Source organism: Microbacterium sp. CJ77, from assembly GCF_002911615.1.
Classification (GTDB): domain Bacteria; phylum Actinomycetota; class Actinomycetes; order Actinomycetales; family Microbacteriaceae; genus Microbacterium.
Genome location: NZ_PQBR01000018.1, coordinates 24,484 through 47,200 on the forward strand (window position 1 = coordinate 24,484; position 22,717 = coordinate 47,200).

20 protein-coding genes are annotated in these 22,717 nt (G+C 67.4%); 10 read left to right on the forward strand and 10 right to left on the reverse strand.

Features of this window, described 5'->3' with window-relative positions; translation table 11 throughout:
* Positions 1-66: 66 nt before the first annotated feature.
* Both rfbB and C2868_RS10460 read left to right on the forward strand, forming a co-directional pair.
* Positions 67-1,065 (forward strand): dTDP-glucose 4,6-dehydratase, encoded by a 999-nt coding sequence (rfbB, locus tag C2868_RS10455; protein ID WP_103663286.1) that lies wholly within the window; start codon positions 67-69, stop codon positions 1,063-1,065.
* The gene (locus tag C2868_RS10460) at positions 1,065-2,474 is read left to right on the forward strand and encodes a bifunctional dTDP-4-dehydrorhamnose 3,5-epimerase family protein/NAD(P)-dependent oxidoreductase (RefSeq protein ID WP_103663287.1); all 1,410 of its coding nucleotides are present in this window, start codon (positions 1,065-1,067) and stop codon (positions 2,472-2,474) included. Before rfbB ends, C2868_RS10460 begins: the two co-directional genes overlap by 1 nt.
* 26 nt (positions 2,475-2,500) lie before the next feature.
* Here the strand turns inward: C2868_RS10460 and C2868_RS10465 are convergent, their stop codons facing one another.
* Positions 2,501-4,882 carry a hypothetical protein gene (locus C2868_RS10465; RefSeq protein WP_258034431.1) on the reverse strand — a complete coding sequence of 794 codons (2,382 nt, stop codon included), beginning with the start codon at positions 4,880-4,882 and terminating at the stop codon, positions 2,501-2,503.
* Positions 4,883-5,118: 236 nt separating this feature from the next.
* Between C2868_RS10465 and C2868_RS17230 the strand changes: the two genes are divergently transcribed.
* Positions 5,119-5,589: a hypothetical protein gene (locus C2868_RS17230; protein WP_146048042.1), complete on the forward strand. Its 471-nt coding sequence runs from the start codon at positions 5,119-5,121 to the stop codon at positions 5,587-5,589.
* A 29-nt stretch (positions 5,590-5,618) separates the two neighbouring features.
* On the opposite strand, the gene C2868_RS10480 is transcribed toward C2868_RS17230, so the two are convergent.
* A complete protein-coding gene (locus C2868_RS10480) occupies positions 5,619-6,461 on the reverse strand; it encodes a glycosyltransferase (RefSeq protein ID WP_181003438.1) in 843 nt (280 codons plus the stop codon).
* Positions 6,462-6,842: 381 nt separating this feature from the next.
* Here C2868_RS10480 and C2868_RS10485 point away from each other — a divergent pair, with 381 nt between their 5' ends.
* The 4 genes from C2868_RS10485 (at position 6,843) to C2868_RS10500 (ending at position 11,427) form a co-directional block, all read left to right on the forward strand.
* Positions 6,843-8,609: a DUF4012 domain-containing protein gene (locus C2868_RS10485; protein ID WP_181003439.1), complete on the forward strand. Its 1,767-nt coding sequence runs from the start codon at positions 6,843-6,845 to the stop codon at positions 8,607-8,609.
* 144 nt (positions 8,610-8,753) lie between these two features.
* Positions 8,754-9,311, forward strand: coding sequence for a hypothetical protein (locus C2868_RS10490; protein ID WP_100810356.1), 558 nt, complete (start codon positions 8,754-8,756; stop codon positions 9,309-9,311).
* Positions 9,312-9,432: 121 nt separating this feature from the next.
* Positions 9,433-10,179 (forward strand): hypothetical protein, encoded by a 747-nt coding sequence (locus C2868_RS10495; RefSeq protein ID WP_103663292.1) that lies wholly within the window; start codon positions 9,433-9,435, stop codon positions 10,177-10,179.
* 105 nt (positions 10,180-10,284) lie between these two features.
* A complete protein-coding gene (locus C2868_RS10500; RefSeq protein ID WP_100810355.1) occupies positions 10,285-11,427 on the forward strand; it encodes a glycosyltransferase family 2 protein in 1,143 nt (380 codons plus the stop codon).
* Between the two features lie 201 nt (positions 11,428-11,628).
* Here the strand turns inward: C2868_RS10500 and C2868_RS10505 are convergent, their stop codons facing one another.
* The 5 genes from C2868_RS10505 to C2868_RS10525 form a co-directional block, all read right to left on the reverse strand.
* Positions 11,629-13,068, reverse strand: coding sequence for an LCP family protein (locus C2868_RS10505; RefSeq protein ID WP_100810207.1), 1,440 nt, complete (start codon positions 13,066-13,068; stop codon positions 11,629-11,631).
* On the reverse strand, positions 13,065-13,532 hold the full coding sequence (purE, locus tag C2868_RS10510) for a 5-(carboxyamino)imidazole ribonucleotide mutase (RefSeq protein ID WP_100810354.1): 468 nt from the start codon (positions 13,530-13,532) through the stop codon (positions 13,065-13,067). The genes C2868_RS10505 and purE overlap by 4 nt, the downstream gene beginning before the upstream one ends.
* 141 nt (positions 13,533-13,673) lie before the next feature.
* Entirely contained in the window at positions 13,674-14,807 is a 1,134-nt protein-coding gene (locus C2868_RS10515) for a 5-(carboxyamino)imidazole ribonucleotide synthase (RefSeq protein ID WP_103663293.1), read from the reverse strand.
* 84 nt (positions 14,808-14,891) lie between these two features.
* The gene (locus tag C2868_RS10520; protein ID WP_103663306.1) at positions 14,892-15,470 is read right to left on the reverse strand and encodes a PH domain-containing protein; all 579 of its coding nucleotides are present in this window, start codon (positions 15,468-15,470) and stop codon (positions 14,892-14,894) included.
* 61 nt (positions 15,471-15,531) lie between these two features.
* Complete coding sequence (locus C2868_RS10525; RefSeq protein WP_103663294.1) at positions 15,532-16,344, reverse strand: biotin--[acetyl-CoA-carboxylase] ligase; 813 nt, start codon at positions 16,342-16,344, stop codon at positions 15,532-15,534.
* A 231-nt stretch (positions 16,345-16,575) separates the two neighbouring features.
* On the opposite strand from C2868_RS10525, the gene C2868_RS10530 reads away from it, so the two are divergent.
* The 3 genes from C2868_RS10530 (at position 16,576) to C2868_RS10540 (ending at position 19,421) form a co-directional block, all read left to right on the forward strand.
* Complete coding sequence (locus tag C2868_RS10530; protein ID WP_103663295.1) at positions 16,576-17,403, forward strand: endonuclease domain-containing protein; 828 nt, start codon at positions 16,576-16,578, stop codon at positions 17,401-17,403.
* 219 nt (positions 17,404-17,622) lie between these two features.
* Complete coding sequence (locus C2868_RS10535) at positions 17,623-19,209, forward strand: acyl-CoA carboxylase subunit beta (protein ID WP_181003440.1); 1,587 nt, start codon at positions 17,623-17,625, stop codon at positions 19,207-19,209.
* Positions 19,206-19,421: an acyl-CoA carboxylase subunit epsilon gene (locus C2868_RS10540; RefSeq protein ID WP_103663297.1), complete on the forward strand. Its 216-nt coding sequence runs from the start codon at positions 19,206-19,208 to the stop codon at positions 19,419-19,421. The genes C2868_RS10535 and C2868_RS10540 overlap by 4 nt, the downstream gene beginning before the upstream one ends.
* Before the next feature lie 228 nt (positions 19,422-19,649).
* Here C2868_RS10540 and C2868_RS10545 read toward each other — a convergent pair whose 3' ends face one another.
* The 3 genes from C2868_RS10545 to C2868_RS10555 are packed head-to-tail and all read right to left on the reverse strand — an operon-like array spanning position 19,650 to position 22,712.
* Positions 19,650-20,675, reverse strand: coding sequence for a hypothetical protein (locus tag C2868_RS10545; RefSeq protein ID WP_100810201.1), 1,026 nt, complete (start codon positions 20,673-20,675; stop codon positions 19,650-19,652).
* Positions 20,672-22,057, reverse strand: coding sequence for an ATP-binding protein (locus C2868_RS10550; RefSeq protein WP_103663298.1), 1,386 nt, complete (start codon positions 22,055-22,057; stop codon positions 20,672-20,674). The genes C2868_RS10545 and C2868_RS10550 overlap by 4 nt, the downstream gene beginning before the upstream one ends.
* On the reverse strand, positions 22,047-22,712 hold the full coding sequence (locus C2868_RS10555; protein ID WP_100810199.1) for a response regulator transcription factor: 666 nt from the start codon (positions 22,710-22,712) through the stop codon (positions 22,047-22,049). Before C2868_RS10555 ends, C2868_RS10550 begins: the two co-directional genes overlap by 11 nt.
* Between the last annotated feature and the right edge of the window lie 5 nt (positions 22,713-22,717).

Genomic DNA, 22,717 nt, shown 5'->3' on the forward strand with positions numbered 1-22,717 from the left:
ACCCCATTGTCCCACCCTGCTGAAAGCTCACAAACATCACTCGATACCAGGCGATAGCCTGGAGGGATGCCAAGACTTCTCGTGACCGGTGGTGCCGGTTTCATCGGATCGAACTTCGTTCACCACGTCATCGACCACACCCCCCACACCGTCACCGTCCTGGACGCGCTGACATACGCGGGCAACCTGCGCTCGCTGGCTGGGTTGCCGGAGGACCGAGTGACTTTCGTCAAAGGCGACATCACGGATGCTGACCTCGTCGACACGCTCTTCGCCGACGCGGACGCCGTGGTGCACTACGCGGCGGAATCGCACAACGACAACTCTCTGCACGACCCCCGCCCGTTCGTTGACACGAACCTCATCGGGACCTACACACTGCTGGAAGCGGCCCGCAGACACGATCGACGCTTCCACCACATCTCCACCGACGAGGTATACGGCGATCTAGAACTGGACGACCCCGAGCGGTTCACCGAGGACACCCCCTACAACCCGTCGTCGCCGTACTCGTCGACCAAGGCGGGCAGTGATCTCCTCGTCCGGGCCTGGGTTCGATCGTTCGGTGTACGGGCAACGATCTCGAACTGCTCGAACAACTACGGCCCTTACCAGCATGTCGAGAAGTTCATCCCGCGTCAGATCACCAATGTCATTCGAGGTGTCCGGCCCAAGCTCTACGGGGCAGGAGAGAACGTGCGCGACTGGATCCATGCGGACGATCACTCCTCTGCGGTGCTGACGATCCTCGACAAGGGCGAGATCGGCGAGACATACCTGATCGGCGCCGACGGCGAGAAGAACAACAAGAACGTCGTCGAGCTCATCCTCGAACACATGGGGCAACCGCGCGACGCGTACGATCACGTCACCGACCGCGCGGGCCATGACCTCCGCTACGCGATCGATTCCACGAAGCTGCGAACGGAGCTCGGGTGGACCCCGTCCTACGGCGATTTCGAAGCCGGGCTTGCCGCCACGATCCAGTGGTACCGCGATAACGAATCGTGGTGGGCGCCCGCCAAGGACGGCGTCGAAGCGTTCTACGCCTCGAAGGGTCAGTGATGGTCGAGTTCGGCAAACAGTTGTCCGTCGTCGAGACATCGATCCCCGGTTTGCTCGTCGTGGACCTGCCGGTCCACGGCGATTCTCGCGGCTGGTTCAAGGAGAACTGGCAGCGCGAGAAGATGACCGCTCTGGGCTTGCCCGACTTCGGTCCGGTCCAGAACAACATCTCGTTCAATGACGGAATCGGAACTACCAGAGGCATTCATGCTGAACCGTGGGACAAGTGGGTCTCCGTCGCCACCGGTCGCATCTTCGGGGCCTGGGTCGACCTGCGTGAGGGACCGACGTTCGGGATGGTCTTCACAACCGAGCTCGACCCGTCACGCGCGATCTTCGTCCCCCGCGGAGTGGGCAACTCATACCAGACCCTCGAAACCAACACCGCCTACACGTACCTGGTCAACGACCACTGGTCGCCAAACGCCTCATACTCCTTCCTCAACCTCGCCGACGAGACGGCGGCCATCGACTGGCCGATCCCCCTCTCCGACGTCGAGATCTCGCCGAAGGACCTGAATCATCCAAGGCTTGCGGAAGTCACACCCATCCCGTCGCGCAAGATCCTCATCGTGGGCGCGGGAGGTCAGCTCGGCCTTGCGCTGCGCCGGGAGTTCGACGGCGCCGCTCACGTCGAATTCACCACACGAGACCAGTTGGATATCGCGGACCCCGGTCTCGCGAATGCGCGGAGATGGCGTGACTACGGTGCGATCATCAACGCATCCGCGTACACGGCCGTCGACGTCGCCGAAACGACCGACGGGCGCCGGGCCGCGTGGGCGTCGAACGTCGCCGGTGTCGCCGCGTTGACGAAGATCGCGAGCTCCAACGGCCTGACTCTCGTTCACGTCTCGAGCGACTATGTCTTCGATGGCGCTCTCGATCGCCCATACGTCGAGAGCGACCCGATGTGCCCGCTCGGCGTATACGGACAGACGAAAGCGGCCGGCGACGCCGTCGTGACGACTGCCCCGAACCACTACATCGTCCGGACGTCGTGGGTGATCGGCGAGGGGAAGAACTTCGTGAGGACGATGGCGTCGCTCGCCGAGCGCGGCATCGACCCCAAGGTCGTGGACGATCAGTTCGGCCGCCTCACCTTCACCCGCGATATCGCCCGCGGTATCCGTCATCTTCTGGAATCCGCCGCCGCAGCAGGTGTCTACAACCTCACGGGGTCGGGCGAGCCGACATCCTGGGCAGACGTGGCCCGCCAGGTCTTCGAGATCACCGGGCACGACCCGGCCCGAATCACCGGAGTCTCGACGGACGAGTACTTTGCCTCAGCGAGCGGACCTGTCGCCCCCAGACCGCTCAACAGCGTCCTGAGCCTGGACAAGATCCGCGAAACGGGTTTCGAGCCTGCGGACGTCGCCCTCGCACTCAGCGCCTACCTGGCCGAATGAGACCAACCGCCTGACGCGGTAGTCGGTCAGGGAATCGATACCTCACGGCATCCGATCAGCGGATTGGCACCCGCTCCACTGTTGATCGCGTAAGCGCATACCCGATGCGTTCCCGGTCCGAGTGGCACCGTGGCGCTGAACCCGTGGTTGTCGCCCATACGGTAAGCGGCGCCGACATCAGGCCGGATCCGGTCAGCAACGAACGGCCACCCGCTCGCGCCGACGTAGACGTGAACCTCAATGGGGGCCGTCGTGTCGGGGTCGAGCGCCCATCCAGTGATCGCTGCGCCACCCGCCGTCGGCACTATCGACTCGAAGAAACCCAAAGGCGCGCGACCCTGATCGGCGGCGGGCGGCGGAGGCGCGGTCGCCGCAGCGACGGTAACCGACCGGCAGCCCAGGAACGGGTTCGATCCGCGGCCGCTGTTGATGCCATAGGCGCACACGTTCGAGGTCCCCGTAGGCAGGGTGAACTGCTCCGAGAAACCGTGATTCGGCCCTGTCGCCGGGTACGCGGCGCCGATGTCTGGCCGCGCCCTACTCGCGATGATCTCCTTGCCCGAGCCATTGATGTAGAGGTGCACGGCGATCGACGACGAGGTGTCGGGGTCGAGCGCCCATCCACTGGCGGTCGCGACGTTGCCAGAGACCGAAAGCGACTCGAAGAATCCGATGGGATCGCGCCCTCGGTCAACCTCTGCAACGTTCGCTGTGCGGCACCCCAGCGCAGTGTTGCCACCCGAGCCGGAGTTGACCGCGAACGCGCACACTTGCGATTGACCCGTCGGAAGGGTCACCGTCCCCGCGAAACCATGGTTCACGCCGTGCTGTGGATACGCCGCGCCCACATCCGGGCGAGCCTTGTCCGCCACATACTCGGTGATCGCTCCGGCTACGTTCAGTTGGACCTTGATCGCGCCACCGGTGTCGGGGTCGAGCGCCCAGCCTGTAGCGGTCGCGACATTCCCCGCCACGGTCAATGCCTCGAAGTTGCCCAATGGCGCACGACCGGGATCGACCGGGCCAGCGACAGTCACAGATCGGCAGCCGAGGTTCGATGTCGCACCAGCGCCGACGTTGATCGCGTAGGCGCACACCTGATACGTGCCGACGCTCGCGGGGATGGTCGCACGGAATCCGTGGCCTGCACCGTAAGCCGGGTAGGCAGCAGCGACATCGGGCCGAGCTATGTCGGCTCGCAGAGCCTTTCCGGCCGCACCGACGTACACGTGAACCTCGCTCGGACCGGCAAGGTCCGGATCAATCGCCCATCCGGAGACAGCGACGCCACCTTCCGCCGAGGCTGCCGCCTCAAACGAGCCGAAGGGTGAACCCGTCATCCCTGTGCGGGGCGCGCAGCCCAGCAGCACGTTCGTCCCCGGTCCGGTGTTGATGGCGTAAATGCAAACGTTGAGGGTGCCCGCCTGAGCAGGAATCCGTACATCGAAACCGTGTTGACTGCCGGAGGCAGGATATGCCTGTCCGACGTCTGGTCGGTTGATGTTCGCAACCGTCGGGTACCCATTTGCACCCGCGTATACGTGGACCTCAATCGGCGCCGTCGTGTTGGGATCGATCGCCCAACCCCGAACCCTGAAGGAGCCTGGCACTGACTCGATGAGTTCGATGTTTCCGAACGGGTTACCACCCTGTGTCGACCCGAACCAGTCGGTGTAGTAGTTGTAGAAATTGCGATTCCCGTAGCTGGAGCACCCGTCCCCTAGGCCGTAACCTGCATTTAGCGCCGCGGCGTTCGGCTGATAGGGCGTGTAATTATAGAGCGCAGTTGTCGCGTAGTTAGACAGGTCCAGACTCGTGCCACCGCAGCCCGTGTTGGGGTGATATCCGATGAAGTGAATACCGGGTTGCCGAGAAAATGCACCTGCGCGATAGGTCTTCAACTGAGTTGTGCCCGAAACGATCTGAGGCCCAATTCCGGCGAAGGCAGGATCGCAAGGTGCGGTGTCGGGACATGCCTGTCCCATAGCGGCGCGGAGGTTTCGATCCGAGGGAGCACGACTGGTGACGAGTCCTTGCTCCTTTTGCAGGGTCACCAGGATTGCCTTTGCGGAAATCCCGCACGCAACCTGCGCACGATAAATCAACTCGGCGACGCGCATAGTGCCGCCCTGGATTGCGTTGCACACGAGGTTCCCCGTGCGCTGCGAAATGACCGCGGCTCGCGACGAGATACTCGCCGACAGGACGTTGATGCATTGGCCGTTGGAGCATGCCCCGATCTTCTGATCGAGGAACTGCTGGATTTGAGCGGCGCTCATCGCGTTGCCGTCGTAGAAGACGTCGTCACTGATCAAGTTCGTGGGGTTGAAACCTGTCAGTGCGAGCGGCTGCGCGCCCCCGGCGGCATCGAGTTCCGTGGGGGTGACATCGGCGCCGATCGGTGCCACAGATCCGTGAGCGGCGCTCACGACGCCCCCAGACACGAGGAGGGCGGTGATCGCGACGGTGGCTACGTATCGCCAGCCCTTCCAAAGAGCCTGAGCGGGGCGAACGTGACGAAGACGCATGGCCCCATTATCGCCGCGACACCGCCGTAGCACGGGAGCAACGCACCGTAGGGTGGTGACCCCGTTTGCGCGCGCCATCTCCACGCTCCTCCGCGACTCCGGGTTAGGCTCCCTGCATGTATCGCTTTGGTGCCGCAATTGTTACCGCTGCTGCTCTGCTGCTGCTGACGGGATGCGTTCCCGAGTCGTCAACAGGCGATCCGACACCGAAAGCGAGTTCGTCGTCGGTAGTCAGCGCGTCGCCGACGAGCGTCGCGCCGACCAGCGCTTCCCCTGCCAGCAGCGCCCCCTCGGAACCCTCGACACCGTCGACCGATTCAGTCGAGGGCATCGCCGAGCTCATTGGGCTCGCGGGTTTCGCCATCAGCGACGAGGAATCCCCGTATATCGTGCGCTGGGGAAAGGGTACCCTCGACGGATCTGACGTGCGGGTATACGAGTTCGCCGATGAGGAGCAGTTCGCCACCTATGTCGACTCGCTAGCGGGGTTCGGGATCACGGTCGACAATTTCGCTCGCGTGGGGAACTTCGCGGTCGCACCCACCGATCCCTCCCAGCTTGAGCAGATAGGCGCGAGCCTCGGATAGGCTCAGCGCCTGAGCCCGGGCGGGACCGTCTACAACTCCGCGTGCAACTGCCAGACTCTTTCGCTGGCATCAAGCCAGGAGAACGAACGCGACCGATCCATCGAGAGCAAGCGCAGCCGTCGACCGGTTGCATCGTCCCGCACCACGCTGTGAATCGCGTCGACCATGTCCTCGGAGTCGCCGACCGAAACATAGCAAGCAGCGTCGGCCAATAACTCCTCGTTCTGCGAAGTAGCGGCAGCGATAATCGGCGCGCCCACCGCGAGCGCCTCGAGCACGCGCCAGGGGAAGGCAGGCAGCACGGAGGGCGCGACGACTGCGAGCGCGCCTGAGAGGATAGCTGCACGATCGAGCGCATCGGCAACAACCGGCGCATGAATCCTCCCCTCGGTTCCTTCGCCGGCGCGAGCCAAATCATCGATCCGGCTCGCGTTGGCGTCCTCGGCCACAACCGCGATGTGGACCTCCTCGCCTGTCTGCGCATGCAATGCCGACGACAGGCTCTCGGCATCGATGCGGCTTCCCAGTACTACGACATACTGTTCGGGCAGACCCCATCTCCGCCTACGCCCCAGCGCGTCGGCAGGTGCGGCGAACCCCCTCGGAGCCGCGCCGGCGATGACGCGAACTCTGCTACGTAGAGGCGCGATTTCGCTGAGTTCGGCCGCCATCGCATGCGTGGGCACCACCACAGCATCCGCGAATCGCACTGCCCGCCGCAGCATCGCACGCTGCCGCGCAATATGGCCACGGTCGAGGTGCTGCGGGTGTGTCCATGCCTCAAGGCTCCACAACGTCACGACAGTCTGATCGTGATCGTGCGTCCGATCGTGCCGAACGAGTGGCGCCATGAGCGACGGGGAGTGGATCATCCCGCCGGATCCCCCGAGCGACACCCCCATCCGCCAGGCGGCAGCGAGTTCGCGACGTCCGACGGGGGCCCGCCACACGTCGACCAGACCCTCAGGTGGGACGGCGTCTGGCGTTTCTCGGCCATCGATACCCGCAACCCGGCATCCTCGAGGAGCCGTGTGCACGAGAGCCGCAACGAGCTCTGTGGACGCGATCACGAGGTCGGGATCGTTGTTCCCGGCTACTCGGTCGAGCACCACCCGCAGTCGAACTGTCACCCGTTCGACTCTAGTCGCCGAGCCTCGCGCAAGCCCGTGCGGACCCGGCGCGCCGGGCGCGCGCTATCCACACCACGACAGATGCGAAGCAACTTCACCGTCAGGGATGCTTGAATGCTGAGCGTGACCACTACCGCTCGCCGACGCATCCTCTGGACATTCGTCGGTGTCGGCATCTTCATCCTGCTGACCGCCGCCGCCGCATTGTGGACCCTGTCGCGAGCGCAGGTCGCGCGCGACAGCCTCGAATCGGCGGCGGAGGTCGCCGCAACCTTCCCTGCGCTGCTCGAAGCGGGCGACCCGGCCGCCAGCACAGCCGCCGCCGACGCGTTCGCCGCCGACGCGCGGACGGCGCGCGACGCGACCTCGGATCCGGTCTGGCGTCTGGCCGAGTTCGTGCCGTGGCTGGGTTCGAACCTCACCGCTGTGCGCGAGGTGAGCGAGATCGCCGACGACCTGGCGGTCTCCGCGATCTCGCCGCTGGTCGCGATCGCAGACGACATAGATATCGCTCGACTGGGATTCACGGAAGGTCGACTGGACCTCACACCCCTGGTCGATGCTGCGCCGGTGCTGGAAAAGGCGAACGACGCGTTTCAGCGATCCGTCGACACGGTGCGCGATCTGCCCGAGCCGACCGTGCCGCTCGTCGCGGGGGCTGTCGACCGCCTCACGGAGGTACTCCTGCCCGCTGCCACGGCCGTGGACGCGCTCGACCGGGCTGCGGCTCTGCTCCCGGCCATGCTCGGCGCGGACGGACCCCGCACGTATCTGCTCCTGATGCTGAACAACGCCGAGGCACGGACATACGGTGGCATACCGGGCGCGGGAGCCGTCATCACCGTCGAGGACGGCCGCGTCGGCATCGAGCGCCAATTGAGCTCGGGCGACTACGTGATCGAGAAGGAATCGGTCATTCCGCTCTCCCCGTCGACGATCGCCCTCTTCGCCGATCTGCCGGGCCGATACATCCAGAACACGATGTCGCCGCTGCCGTTCGCGGAAGGGGCGAGCGCGGCCGCTGCCCTCCTCGAGCGCTCGACCGGAATCGCCGTCGACGGCGTCATCGCGATCGACACGACCAGCCTCGGGTACCTCCTCGAGGCGACGGGACCCCTCGACATCGGCCCGGTCGTGCTCGACTCCGGCAACGCCGTCGACATCCTGCTCTCGGTCGCGTACCGCGAGATCCAGGAGCCGACCGTGCTGGATGCCTTCTTCTCCGCCGTGACGCTGCGGCTGTTCGAATCCGTGACATCAGGACAGGTCGGCCTGCCGAACCTCCTCACGTCGGTGGAGCGTGCGCTCGACGAACACCGCCTGCACGTGTGGAGTGCGCATCCCGAAGAACAGGAACGCATCGAAGGGTCTGAGCTCGAGACCATCCTCCTTCCCGACGACGACGTCACGCGGGTAGGGGTCTTCTTCAACGACCTCACCGGCGCGAAGCTCGACTACTACGCAGACCCCAACGTCACGCTCGAGGTCGACGAATGCGGCGCCACGCCCACGGCGCGGATCACGGTCAACTGGACCAACACGATCCCCGCGGACGCAGCGACGAGCCTGCCGAGCTATGTCAACGGCTTCGGTCTGACCGACACTCCGATCGGCGAGACGTTGACGAGACTCACGGTGGTCGGGCCGCAGGGATGGACCCTGCAGGACTACTCGTTCGACGATGCCCGCCCCGGCGTGCAGAGCGCGCAGTACGACGATCGCACGGCGCTGCAGACGGAATTCGTGACGACGGCAGGTGGCTCGCACACCCTCGTCGTCGAGTTCGCGGGAACGGTCGCGTCCGACCCCGAGCGGTTGTGGGACCTCGTGAGCACGCCGTTGGCCAGGTCTACGAACGTGGAATTTATCTCGGCATCGTGTGACGGATGATGTAGTGTGTGAGTGTCAGCTGGGGTAGTTGACACCAATTTGGGGAAGTCTTCGATCGTCCGTCCTCGGACCAGCGATCGAAACGCGCGCATGACGCTGGGGAGCTGAAGCGCGCGGATGCTTCGCGTGAGCCTGGGGAATATCATGCTGAAGAATAAGTTCGTCGCGCTCGCCGTGACACTGGGGATTCTGGCCGTCGGGGCGTTCGCCGCTCCCACCGCCGCTTTTGCAGAGACCGACGACGACTACGTTCCGTACGTTCTGCCGGCCTCGGTCACGATCGAGAATCCGGTCATCGGACCGTGCGACACGTCGACCATCGTGTTCGGCGCGGGATACTGGCTCGGCGGCGAGACCGTCGAGGTCTCGGCGTCCGGGCTGCGCGTCAGCGGCGCGAGTTTCACCCCGAACGTCCAGGCGGCGGCCGACGGCAGCCTGACCGCGACCTTCCTGCCCCCGGTCGATGGCGAAGGCGTCTACGACATCACCTTCACCAGCGCGACGCAGAGCTACACGGCGCCCATCACCGTCAGTCACGGCCTGGACACGGCCGCGTCGTGCGACCACGACCCCGGAGTCGACCGGGCGCTCGCGCTCACCGGTGGCGGGACGTCGCCGTGGATCTTCGGCGGCGGCGCGGCTCTGCTGGTCGTCGGCTCCGCGTTGATCGCGTTCACGGTTCTGCGCCGCCGGCGCGCCTGATCTCGGTGCGTCACGCCCCTCCCCGGCCTCGTCCGGCGGGCAGGGGCGTGACGCCCCATGCGCGAACGTGTCGGCAAGACCTAGGCGCGTGGCCGGACAGCTGGGCCACACGGGGAGTTCGATGATCAAGCTGGTCGTGGCGGCGGCCCTCGCGCTCGCGGCACTGACCTCCCCCGGCGGTGGGGCCGTCGCTCACGTGGTTGATGACTCTTATGTGGTCTCGCCCGGCGCCTGGATCGCGCCCGCGGTCATCGCGCCCGGGGGTCGGGCGGTGGCGACGTTCTCGGCGGGGTTCTTCACCCCGAACGAGACGGTGCGGGCGGAGGTCACGGGCCATCGCTCCGAGGATGCTCTCGTCTTCGACATGGCCACCGGGTCGCCCGAGCTCGTGAGCCGCGCGGACGGGGGGATGTCGGTCGTCTTCGTCGCCCCCCTGCTCGGCTCGGGCCCGTACGTGCTCACCTTCTCGGGTTCGCGCGACTTCGTCGCCGTCGTCACCGTGACCGGAAACCCGCCGGACCACCCCCCGACGATTCCCGGTACTCCCCATGTGCCGGGAACCCCCGGCATCCCCCACCTTCTGCCCCATGAACAGGCGGGAGGGCCGGGAGAAGCAAGCCACGCGACGCAGGCGGCGACGCCGGGTGCGACCACGCCCCCACAGGCCGTGCCCGACAATCAAGGTCAAGCCGGACATCCCACCCCGCCCGACCGGGAGGGAAAGGTCCGAATCCCCGGGGGTGCCCCGGACTCCCCCGGATGGCCCGGCCTCGCAGAATTCCCCGCGATCTTCCTGCTTCTCGCGGCCATCGCCCTGGCCGCGAGCGTGGTGATCATCGTCCTGTTGATCGCATCCCGACGACGCTGAACCCACGCAAACGAAAGACCCAGTTTGGCGTCCCTCCAGCGGGATATTCTTGCATCGTCGATGACGGCCCCGTCCGGGGATCGCTGAGTGAACGAGGGGTGCGCCGTGGACCTCTCGATCATCGTTCCCACCTTCAACGAAGCGCCGAACATCGCTGAACTGGTTCGGCGGATCCAAGCCGCGACCGACGGGCTCGATCGCGAGATTCTCTTCGTCGACGACTCCACCGACGACACCCCGGCGGCGGTCGAACGCGTCGCTGCCGCGACGCAGATACCAGTGCGGCTCGTCCACCGCGACGCACCGACGGCGGGCCTGGGCGGGGCGGTCCTCGAAGGCCTGCGTCTGGCGGAGTCGGACATCTGCATCGTGATGGACGGTGACCTGCAGCATCCTCCCGAGACCATTCCCGACATGCTCCGTGCCCGGCAGCGCACCGGCGCCGGCATCGTCGCCGCATCCCGCTACACCGGCGGTGGCGATGCGACGGGGCTGGCGGATGCCATGCGCACGGCGGTCTCGCGCGGTGCGACGCTGCTGACGAAGGCGATGTTCCCGCTGCGCCTGCGCAACTCGACGGACCCGATGACGGGCTACTTCCTCGTCGACCGAACCCAGCTCGACCTCGACCGCCTCCGCCCACGGGGCTTCAAGATCCTCCTGGAGATCCTCGCCCGCAACGACGTCGTCCTGGCCGAGGTGCCGTTCGACTTCGCCGAGCGATCGGCCGGATCGTCGAAGGCATCCGTCCGTCAGGGACTGCGTTTTCTCACGCAGCTCTCGGTGCTGAAGTTCGGCAAGATGTCGGGCTTCGCCCTGATCGGAGCCATCGGGGCCGTCGCCAACATCGGCATCATGGCGGGCCTGACGCATGTGGGCATGAGTTACGTGTGGGCCGCGGTGATCGCCGCCGAGGTCACGATCTTGGGCAACTTCTTCCTGCAGGAGCGGTTCGTCTTCCGCGAAATGCTCGGGAACGCCTCCGCGCGCTGGCTGAGGTTCGCCAAGTCCTTCAGCTTCAACAATGCCGAGGCGCTCATTCGCATCCCGGTGCTGGCGCTCCTGGTCGAGACGTGGCATATCTCGAGCGTGCTCGCGGCGGCCATCACTCTCGCCGTCGCTTTCGTGGCGCGCTTCGCTTTCCACTCCCTCGTCGTCTACGCACCGCAGCGCGAGGGCGCGCCGTCACGGCGTCGCGCACTCGCGCAGAAGCTCGACGAACAGGCGATGCAGCCCGGCGAGCTATAGCCCGAGCCCCTCCGCCACAGCGTCGGTGTCGTCGGTGTCGTCGCCCGCTTCAGCGCCCGCGGTGTCGTCGCCCCCTTCAGCGCCGACCTGGGGCGTCAGAAACACGCTGGGGCGTGGGGCCCCACGCCCCAGCGTCATGCTGACGCCCCAGGTGAGGAAGTTCGGCCCGAGTGACGCGGCGAGAATTCGGCAGGCGCGGAGTCAGGGCGTCGGCGTCGGGGTGGGAGGATGCAGCTTCGACTGCACGAGCTCGCGCACGTAGGCGTAGTCGGGTTGCTCGGCGTCGACGCCACCCTCGGGCGTCAACTCGATCGCCGTGATCGGAAGCTCTCTCGTCTTGAGGGCGAGGTCCGCGAAGTACGGCAGCATCGACTCGGGAAGGTCGGTCTCGACGATCGCGGTGCCGGCGACCGCCACATCCTTGAAGCGACTCAGGACATTGCTCGGCGTGAACTGGGCCAGGATCGCGGCCTGCAGCTCGCGCTGGCGCTTCATGCGATCCCAGTCATTCGTCGTGTACCGCGAACGTGCGTACCACTGCGCGGTATCACCGTCCATGTGCTGTGGGCCGGCCTCGATCCATCCGATCGCCCAGTCCTCGGCCGACTGCCCGGAATACGCGGGTCCGCCACCCTTCGGCAGACGCTGTTCGACCGTGATGTCCACGCCGCCGAGCGCATCGACGAGAGCAGCGAAGCCGTGCATGTCGATGAAGACGTAGTAGGGGATCTCGATGCCCAGGATGCCTTCCGCGGCATCCTTCGTCGCCTCGATCGCCGGGGAGGAGCCGGCGGCGCGCGCATCGGGGTACAGGGCGTCACCGTCCCGGCAGACCTCGACCTCGGTGCGCAGCTGGTTGATTCCCGAACCCCAGCCGCATTTCGCGTCCGGGTGGTTCGTGTGCCCCTCCGGGTACAGGTCGAGCATCGGTCCCGGTGCGAACGGGAACCCGGGCATGTCGCGCGGGATGCCGGTGATGGTCGCAGCACCCGTGTCCGCGTTGATGGACACGACCGAGATGCTGTCGTAGCGCATCGAGTCGCGTCCCTCGCCGCTGTCGGCACCGAGCAGAAGGATGTTGTAGTAGCCGTCCGACGGCGGCACGGCGGGTCCGCCCAGACCGAAGATCGACCCCAACGTGCCTCGAGTGGTACCCGTGACATCCGCGGCCCAGAGAGCGCCGCCCGATGTGAGGACGAGCAGTCCGGCGAGCACGGCCGACACACCGACACGCGCGAGCGGGCGCAACTTCACCAGTCGCACCAACCGGAAGGTGTCGATCGCCAGGATCACCCACAGCGCCGCGTACGCGATGAGGAGGCCCTGGATGAGCAACAGGGCGATCCCGTTCGTCGCGACCCACAGGAGCAGGAACGGCCAGAGGAGCGACGCGACGCCCGCGAGGACCAGGACCGACCACATGAACAGCGTCGCGCCGAGCGCGAACCGCCCGAGCTTCCTGCTGCCCGCAAGTATCTGGGCAGAGCCCGGGACCAGCACGTTGAACACCACGAGCCACCACGCGCGGCGACGCATGTAGTCGGCCGAGCCGGAGTCCGGGTATCTCAGCGGAAGCTGGTTGACGATCGGCGGCAGCGAGGGCGTGGCGCGTGGCAGCCGGGTGGGGGCGGCGACGCTCACAACGATTCCTTCAGCCGCCGGTTCTTCTCCTCGACCTCGGACTCCAGACGCCGTGCGTAGTCGTCGAGCGCGTGGGCCAGAGCGGCATCGGATGACCCGAGGATGCGGGCCGCGAGGAGTCCCGCGTTCTTCGCGCCACCGATCGACACCGTGGCGACGGGGATACCGCCGGGCATCTGCACGATGCTGAGCAGCGAGTCCAGTCCGTCGAGGGTCGAAAGAGGAACGGGCACTCCAATGACGGGCAGCGACGTGACCGAGGCGAGCATGCCGGGCAGGTGTGCGGCACCGCCGGCGCCCGCGATGATGACCCGGATGCCTCGCGCCCGCGCCGCGCGCCCGTACGACATGAGCTTGTCGGGCGTGCGATGCGCCGAGACGACCTCGACCTCGTGCGGGATGAGCAGATCCGAGAGGGCCTGGGAGGCGTCGCTCATGACGCGCCAGTCCGAGTCGGAGCCCATGACGACGCCGACGATGGGCGCCTCGGAGGAATGCAGCGGCCGGGTCACCCGACCAGGCTAGGCCCCGCTCCTGCAAGAATGCCGTTGCGCCGCGCGCTCAGTCGAACTGCGCCGCGCGCTCAAGCGAACTGCGCCGCGCGCTCAACCGAAGTGTGCTGCCGCGGCGCGGGCTTCGTAGGCGACCTCGTCGAGCTCGTCGCCCGCGACGTTCACGTGACCGACCTTGCGTCCGGGGCGCGGATCCTTGCCGTACAGGTGGATCTTCGCGCCCGGATGCGCCGCCATCGCCGCGGGAACCCTCTCGGCCAGACCGCCCTCGGCGGGTCCACCGAGGACATTGACCATGACGGTCCACGGGGAGTGCGGCGCGGTCAAGCCGAGCGGCAGATCGAGGACCGCGCGCAGGTGCTGTTCGAACTGGCTGGTGAGCGCGCCATCCTGGGACCAGTGACCGCTGTTGTGCGGCCGCATGGCGAGTTCGTTCACCAGCAGGCGGTCATCCGTCGTCTCGAAGAGTTCCACGGCGAGCATGCCCGTCACGCCGAGCCCCTCCGCGATGTCGCCGGCCATCGCGCTCGCGACATCTTCCAGCCGCCCACCCGCGCCCGGTGCGGGGGCGAGGACCTCGGAGCACACCCCGTCGCGCTGGATCGTCTCGACCACGGGGTACGCGACGATCTCACCGCGGGGGCTTCGAGCGATCTGCTGGGCCAGCTCGCGCCGGAAGTCCACGAGCTCTTCGACGAGCAGCCTGCCGCCGTGGGCGTCTTCGGCGAGCGCCGCGAACCAGTCGGCGGCCTCCGTGCCGTGACTCACGACGCGCACGCCCTTACCGTCGTATCCTCCGCGCGGGGTCTTCACGACGGCGCGCCCTCCGTGTGCGTCGACGAATTCCTGCAGCCCGTCGGCGTCCGATACCGCGGCCCAGTCGGGCTGCGGAACTCCGAGCTCGGCCAGCCGCGTGCGCATGAGGATCTTGTCCTGGGCGAACTGCAGCGCATCGGGGCCCGGGTGCACCGCGACACCGGCGTCGACGAGCGCGCGCAACACCGGCTGCGGAACGTGTTCGTGGTCGAACGTGACGACGTCCACCCCTCGCGCGAATGCCAGCACCGTGTCGGCGTCGTGGTAGTCGCCTACCGCTGTCGCGGCGAGGGCCGCAGACATCCCCTCCGCCTCGGCCAGAACGCGGATCTCGACCCCCAGCTCGACCGCCGGGGCGATCATCATGCGTGCCAGCTGCCCACCGCCGACGACTCCGACGCGGTATGTCATGGTTCCCCCTCGAGGATGGCTCGACGTGCGCTTCCATCCTGTCACCGGACGGACCGCGTCACGCGACAGGGCCCCGCTGGCCGTTCAGGCGGGAAGAGGCGGGCGGGGCGGGGCCGCCGATTCGTCGATCGCCATGCCCTGGGCATCGCGATGCGCCAGGATCTGACTGACCTCGATCTGGTCGGCGAGTACCTCTTGCAGCAGCACGACATCGGGCACGTTGACGAGGCGCAGCGGCTCGTCCACCCCGTTGCTCAAGGTGATGGTGCCGGCCCGCCACATCCGTTGGATCGGTCCGCGGCGCAGGCCGATCGTGTAACCACGCGCATGCGAGAGCTCACGTGCGCGGCGAGAGACGATGCCCCGGCGCGCGATGACTCGACGCGTCGTGATCGTGTACGTCCGACTCAGCCAGACGATCCACGGCAACACCGCGAGCAGCACGACGACGACTCCGGCGGCCGCGAGCAGCATCCAGTTCTCGAACGGCGCCGGAAGGTTGTCGTAGAACCAGCCCGTGGCGCCCGCCACCGCCATCAGCAGCAGCGCCGACCACCCCAGGCGGCGAGCGCTCCCCCGCGTGCGTGCGACCAGTCGTTCGGGTGCGGCGATCCCGGGCGGCGGCGCCGGCAGGCGATTGCCGTAGGTCGTCGGCTGGGTCATGCGCTCATTCTGCCGGTCGCGAGCGCGGGCGGACGCATCCCACGCGGTGCCGTGCGCTTCGTCAGCGGACCTGCACGACGTCACCCGCGACGACGGATGTCTCGTCTGGCCCGTTGCGGACGACCAGTTCGCCGTGGGGTCCGAGCCGCAGCGCCTCGCCGACGAGTTCGGAACCGTCCGGCAGATGGACGCGGACGGCGCTCCCGATCGTCCCGCAGAGCGCCTCGACCTCGGCGTGGACTCCGGCGCGCACGGCGTCTCCGTCCTCGAGCAGGAGCGCACCCATGAGCTCGCCGAGAGCGGCGAGGTAGTCGGCGAGCACCGTGTCGACGAGATCCGGCGTGATGCTGACCCCGAGGGTCGCGAATGACGTCGCGGTGGGCACCGGTAGCTGCTCGGCCGTCATCGCCGTGTTGATGCCCGCACCGACCACGATGGTGTCCGGGATCCCCGGGACGACCTCGGCGAGGATGCCGCTGATCTTCCGGCCGTCGACGAGCACATCGTTCGGCCACTTCATCCTGACCGTGTGCATGGGGCCGACGAGTGCCGTGAGCTGCGCCGCGACGGCTCGTGTGAGCGCCGCACCCGCGAGGAGCGGCACCCACCCCCGGTCGGCCGGGCGCAGATCTCCCACATCGAGCACGACCGAGACCGCGAGCGCGGATCCGGGCGGCGCCGACCACACCCGGCCCAACCGGCCACGTCCGTCGGTCTGGTCGTCCGTCACGAGAACCGAGAGGTGCGGCCAGGCGGACGGGTCGAGTGCGTGGTCGCGCACGAGATCGGCGTTCGTGGAACCCGTTCGCTCGGCGATGGCGAAACGCGTGGCGACCGTGGCCGCCCGTCGGAAGTCCTCTGCGTGCAGCGTCATGGCTTCAGGCTAGGCGCCCAGAGGACGCGGCGCGGCCGGAGGTCTTCGCGGCGGCGCGAGGAGCATCGCAGCTCAAGAGCCCTCCCCTCACCCCGAACTCCTTCGCGCACGCGCCGATCGACTCCCCCGGGGAGTGGCCCACGCTCCCTCCCCCTCGCGACGGGACGTCGATCGTCCCCCATTCGCATCCGCGGGGCAATCACAGCCCGGCGCGAGCGCAACGATGTCGGCATGGATCTTCAGTCATGGCTCAGCGCGCGCGGTGGGTGGGCGCACCGCGCTGACGCAATCGAGGCGGGATGGACGCGCTACCGCATTGAACAGGCGTTACGCTCGGCTCTCGTCCTCGTCACCGCTCGAAAATGGCTGCACGTACCGGGCATCGACGACGAACTGCTGGCCGCGATGAGCGCCGGCGCGCGTCTGACGTGCGTATCCGCCGCACGGACGCTCGGGCTTTGGGTTCCTCGTCCGCCCGACCGTTTACACCTGGCGGTCCACCCGCATGCCGGGCGGGATGTGTCGCGCTTCGTGGCCCATCGCAGCATCGGTCCGGTGAACGCGCTCCCGAGGTCGCCATTGGATGCCATGGAAAATGTCCTCGCCCGCGTGGCGACCTGCCTGCCGCACCTGGACGCGCTGGCGATCTGGGAGTCTGCCCTCAACAAGCGCCTTGTTACCGTCGCACATCTGCAGGCGGTTGAGTGGACGACGCGCGCCGCGCGAGCACTCGCATCAGAAGCCGGTGTCGCGTCCGACTCCGGACTCGAGACACTCGTCGTTCATCGGCTCGCGAGGCTCGGCATCCTGGCCCGGCAACAGGTCCCGCTGCTGGGTCACGATGTCGATCTCCTCATCGGGCGGCGACTCGTCATTCAGCTGGACGGATTCGCGTATCACCGAGCAGCGCAGCGCCGCGCCGATATCGCGCACGATCGGAGACTACGCCTCGCGGGGTTCACCGTACTGCGCTTCGATTACGTCGAGATCATGGATCGCTGGCCACTCGTTGAGCGCCAGATTCTCGCCGCTGTCGCTCAGAACCTGCACATCGCATGAGGGCTTCGGGGCGGTGAGAGGAAAGTTCAAGCCAAACGCTCCTCGTCTCGAGCCGAAGTCCTCGAGTGAGGCAGGGCCGAGGGCAAGGAGCGGGAGTCAGGGTCAGGCGCGAGAGGAGTTCCCCAGACCGCGCAAGACAGAATCCACAACGGATGTCGCGGGTCGTTGTGCGAGACCGTCAACCGTTCGAGCGCGGGGTGCCCGGATAGAGTGATTCGCGTGAGTCATGAGCCCGACCTGTCCACCGCCGGCAAGATCGCGGATCTGCGCGCCCGCTACGACGAAGCGGTGGTCTCTGCCGAGCTCGTCGCGCGCGAGAAGCAGCACGCGAAAGGCAAGCTGACCGCCCGCGAGCGCATCGAGTTGCTCGTCGACACGGGCAGCTTCGTCGAGATCGACGAGTACGTGCGACACCGCACGACAGCGTTCGGCATGGACAAGGCGCGCCCCTACGGCGATTCGGTGGTCACCGGCACCGGCACGATCCACGGCCGCACGGTGGCCGTCTACGCCCAGGACTTCTCGACCTTCGGCGGATCGCTCGGCGAGGTCGCGGGCGACAAGATCATCAAGGTGATGCAACTGGCCCTGCGCGGTGGCATGCCGATCATCGGCATCCTCGACTCGGGTGGCGCGCGCATCCAGGAGGGTGTCGTCGCCCTCGGCAAGTACGGCGAGATCTTCCGCCTCAACACCGCCGCCTCGGGTGTCATCCCGCAGATCTCGCTCATCATGGGCCCCGCGGCGGGCGGCGCGGTCTATTCCCCCGCACTCACCGACTTCGTGATCATGGTCGACAAGACCAGCCAGATGTTCGTGACCGGACCCGACGTGATCAAGACCGTCACGGGCGAAGACGTGGGGATGGACGAGCTCGGCGGCGCGTACACCCACAACACGCGCAGCGGCGTCGCCCACTACCTCGCCGAGGACGAGGACGACGCGATCGACTACGCGCGGACTCTCCTCGGCTTCCTGCCCGACAACAACATGACGGACGTCCCGGTGTACGAGTCGGGGTTCGAGTGGGAGACGACCGACGGCGATCGCGCCCTCAACACGGTCATCCCCGACTCGCCCAATCAGCCCTACGACATCCACCAGGTGATCGCGCGCGTCGTCGACGGCGGCGACTTCCTCGAGGTCCAGCCCCTCTTCGCCCCGAACATCGTGATCGGGTTCGGGCGCATCGAGGGTCGTTCGGTCGGGATCGTCGCGAACCAGCCCTCCCAGATGGCCGGCACGCTGAACATCGACGCGGGTGAGAAGGCCAGCCGCTTCGTGCGATTCTGCGACGCCTTCTCGATCCCGATCCTGACGCTGGTCGACGTGCCCGGCTACCTCCCGGGAACCGACCAGGAGTGGACCGGAGTCATCCGTCGCGGCGCGAAGCTGCTCTATGCCTACGCCGAAGCCACCGTCCCGCTGGTGACCGTGATCCTGCGCAAGGCGTATGGCGGCGCATACATCGTCATGGGCTCGAAGCAGCTCGGCGCCGACATGAACTTCGCCTGGCCGAGTGCCGAGATCGCCGTCATGGGCGGCCAGGGCGCGGTGAACATCCTGTATCGCGGCGAGATCAAGCGCGCGGAGGAGGCGGGCGAGGATGTCGCGGCGGTTCGTACGCGCCTCGCCAACGAATACACGTACAACGTGGCGTCCCCCTTCCTCGCAGCTGAGCGCGGCGAGCTCGACAGCATCATCGAGCCGGCATCCACACGCGTGATGGTCGCCAAGGCGTTGCGGTCGCTCCGCACCAAGCGTGCGAGCCTGCCGCCGAAGAAGCACGGGAACATCCCGCTGTGAGCACATCCGAGCCCGTATCGGTCGAGGTTCTGCGCGGTGCGGCCGACGAGCAGGAGCTCGCGGCGCTGCTCGCCGTCGTGACCGAGGCGTACGTCCGAGAGGCGGATGCCGTGGTCGCCGAAGACGACTCGGCGATGTCGGCCTGGGCACGCAGCGCCCGCGGCCTGCGCCCCCCGCTCGAGCGCGGACTCCCCTGGGGACGGTCGGGCTGACCCGCGTCGAAAACCCTGGAAAACCGGCAAAACTGTCCCCCAAAGTACCTACAGACATGGATCTTTCGGCCACCGCATACTGAATATGCGTGACACGCTCATGCGTATGGCCGCGACCCCCGATTCTCGGGACAGCGGCTCCGCGGACGATTTTCGGGTAATCGTTCCGCAACGGAGAGGGGCGGGCGACTTCGCCGCCCCTCTCCTCTCATCTGCGGACGAGTTCGATCAGCGACCGGGGTGCCGGATCTCGCGCCAGAGGTCGACCGAGTCTTCGTCGGTCTGCTCGACCACGAGTCGACCGACCACGGTGACCGCGACGCTGTCGTCCGGCGACGTTCGGATGATGATCCTGTTCGACTGCGAGTCACGCAGCGCCTCGGCCAGCTCGGCGCGGATCTGGCTCAGGTCGTCGTCGGACACACCCTCGAGGCCACCCTCGTCGAACACACTCACCTGCGCACCTCGGCGGCGCGCCGCGTCGATCTCGGCTCGCACGCGATCGTCGAGCAGGCGTGGGCCGCGAAGCTCGTCCCGCAGACGCGCCTCGGCCATCCCGGCCTCGCGACGCTCGGCCTCGCTGAGCAGACCGTGCATCGCGATCACGCGGGCCAGAACCGGGCCGCCGACGGCCAGAGCGCGCTGAAGTTGCACACGCCGCTCGCGCTCACGCCCCTCTTGCGCGGCCTCCCACGCGGACGTGACGGCCTGCAGCTCCGCGAGCTGATCCGCGTCGCGCTCGGCACGATCGATCAAGAAGACCAACAGGTGCGCGACACCGACCCAGACGATCGAGCCCACGAGCCCCTGGCTCAGCGCCTGAACCGGACCCATCCAGATCATGGCGCCGATCGAGAGCACGACCGTGCCTGCCCAGGCGATCCACGTCCTGCGCCGCACCATCAGCACGACCATCAGCGCGCCGCCGCCCCCGACGTACCACGTTGCGTAGGTCGCCGTGCGGGCGATGCCGTCGGCGTCTGCCACCGCGAAGCCGGTCATCGAGGGGATGATCACGACGGTGCCGGCCGCGACGAGCGCAGCCCAGAGGGGCATCGGTTCGCGAGGCGAATCGGACCCTGCGAGCGGACGAGGTACGGCGAAGATCGTCACGACCGTCGCCGCGAGGTAGATGATGACCGCGGCGAGCAGGAGGCCCGGATTCTGGGGCCAGACAGTCCACAGCAGGCCACGCGCCGCCTGGTAGATGGCGAAGGCGAGCGCGAGGGCCGCGAGCACGGTACGAACGGTCATCGACGCACCTCACGCCACCGGAGCGTCACGACGGTACCGTGCGGTCCGGAATCGATGACGGCCTCTCCATCGATCGCCGCTATGCGCGCGAGGATGGATGCGCTGATCCCGAGGCGATCGTCGGGTACGGCGTCGATATCGAATCCCGGCCCCTTGTCCGACACCACGACCTCGACCGCAGCCAGGCGGGGCAGGTCATCGGCGACGTCGGACGGCGCATAGGCATCCTCGCCCGACTCTCCGTCGATGGATCGCGGAGCTTCCGTGCCGAGCACGGGCTCGCGCGGAAGGTCGACCGGCCGACGCACGATCGCCTCGAGTCCGACGCCGTCGGCGTGCTGGATCGCGTTGGCGGCGGCCTGGGTCGCCGCGCGGATCATCGCTGCGGCAATCGTGCCCGGTATCGTCGGCTCGTCATCCGTCGCCTCGACGCGGACCTGCAGTCGCAAGCCGAGGTCGGCGAGAGATGCCTGGATGCCACGGGCGAGAGACTTCATCGTCGCCGGTTGCGGGTCGATCCCGCCGCTCGGGGTGCCGGTGTCGGCGAGCCCCTCGAGCGCCTCACGCGCCATGGACATGGCGAGCGACCGAGCGCGCGGGCCGTCGGCGCGTTCCGCCGCGATCAGGGCCGCGAGCACGCTGTCGTGCATGAGCGCCGAGACGGCGACCCGCTCCTCTTGGGCAGCCTGCGCCTCGGCGGCCTGCGCGTATGCCGCAACGGTGCGCGCACGTTCGCGGTCGACGCCAGAGGCCATGCGCCGGAAGATCGTCACGAGCGTCATCAGCAGGCCGCCCAGGATCAGGGAGTAAGGCACTTCGAAGACCGCGGCGAGCAGATACTCGAACTGGAAGCCGCCCTGGACGACGCGCACGATCCCGTACAGCACGGGCGTGGCGATCGTCCACGCCAGTTGGAGGGGGAAGGGGAACGCGATGACCGCAGCGATCGTCGCGACGTTGATCAGGTACCACGGCCACGGCTCCGGCGTCGCGGCGGGCACGGCCCCGGCCGTGGCCAGCGGCCAAATGGCCAGCATCACGATGTAGATGACGGCGAAAGCGCCGGTGGCGACCCGGGCCGTCGCACGGAAGAAGCAGGCGCCGCACATGATGACGAGAGAGCCGAAGACGATCGTCAGAAGCGGAACGGTCCACCCGGGTCGCAGCCCCGCGTTGTTTCCGAGGGCGATGAAGAACGCCTGGATTCCCAGCACGAAGCATCCCACCGCCGCGGCGATCGCAGCGATGCGTTCGATGCGCCGACGGGTGAAGGTTCCCTGCCAGGCGGAAGCCAATCGGCCCTGCGGGATCTGACCCCATGCCCGGTCCCACGCAGCCGCCGGCTCCGGTGCGGCGTTCACGACATCGACCTCAGGAGCCACCGGACGGATCTTCCGACGCCTGCTCGACGATTCCGTCCTCCATCGCTCGACGCAACAGGTCGACCTTCGTCGGTGCGGGCCTGCCCACCTCGACGTACTTGACGCGGACCCGGGTGATGTTCTCCTTCGCCGTCGAATAGGCGACACCCAATCGGTCGGCCACGACCTTCAGCGGCAATCCGGCCGCGTACAGACGCAGGACCTCGCGTTCGCGCGCCGAGAGCTGCGCATCGGCGAACGCACGGTCACCGTCGACGGCGCTCGCCCACTCCACGTTGTCGAGGTGCTCGCCCGCCGCCACGGTCCGGATCGCGGAGATGACGTCACCGATCGGGGAACTTTTGCTGACGACGCCCGCGGCTCCGGCCATGAGCGCCTCGCGGACGGCTGCCGGGCGATCGGCAACCGAGTGGATGATGACGCTCGAACCGTCGGACACGAGGCGGCTCACGTTGCTGGTCGCGGTCGTGCCGTCGCCGAGCGTCAGATCCAGCACCACGACGTCCGCCGGGGCCGAGCGCGAGCCAGCACGCCACCCCAGATACTGGGCGACAGTGGCACCCGAGAAGACGAGTTCCTTGCCCGCACGATCGAGGGCCGCTTCCAGCCCCAGGCGTACCGATTCGTGATCGTCGATCAGGGCAACCCGCGTCATGGGGA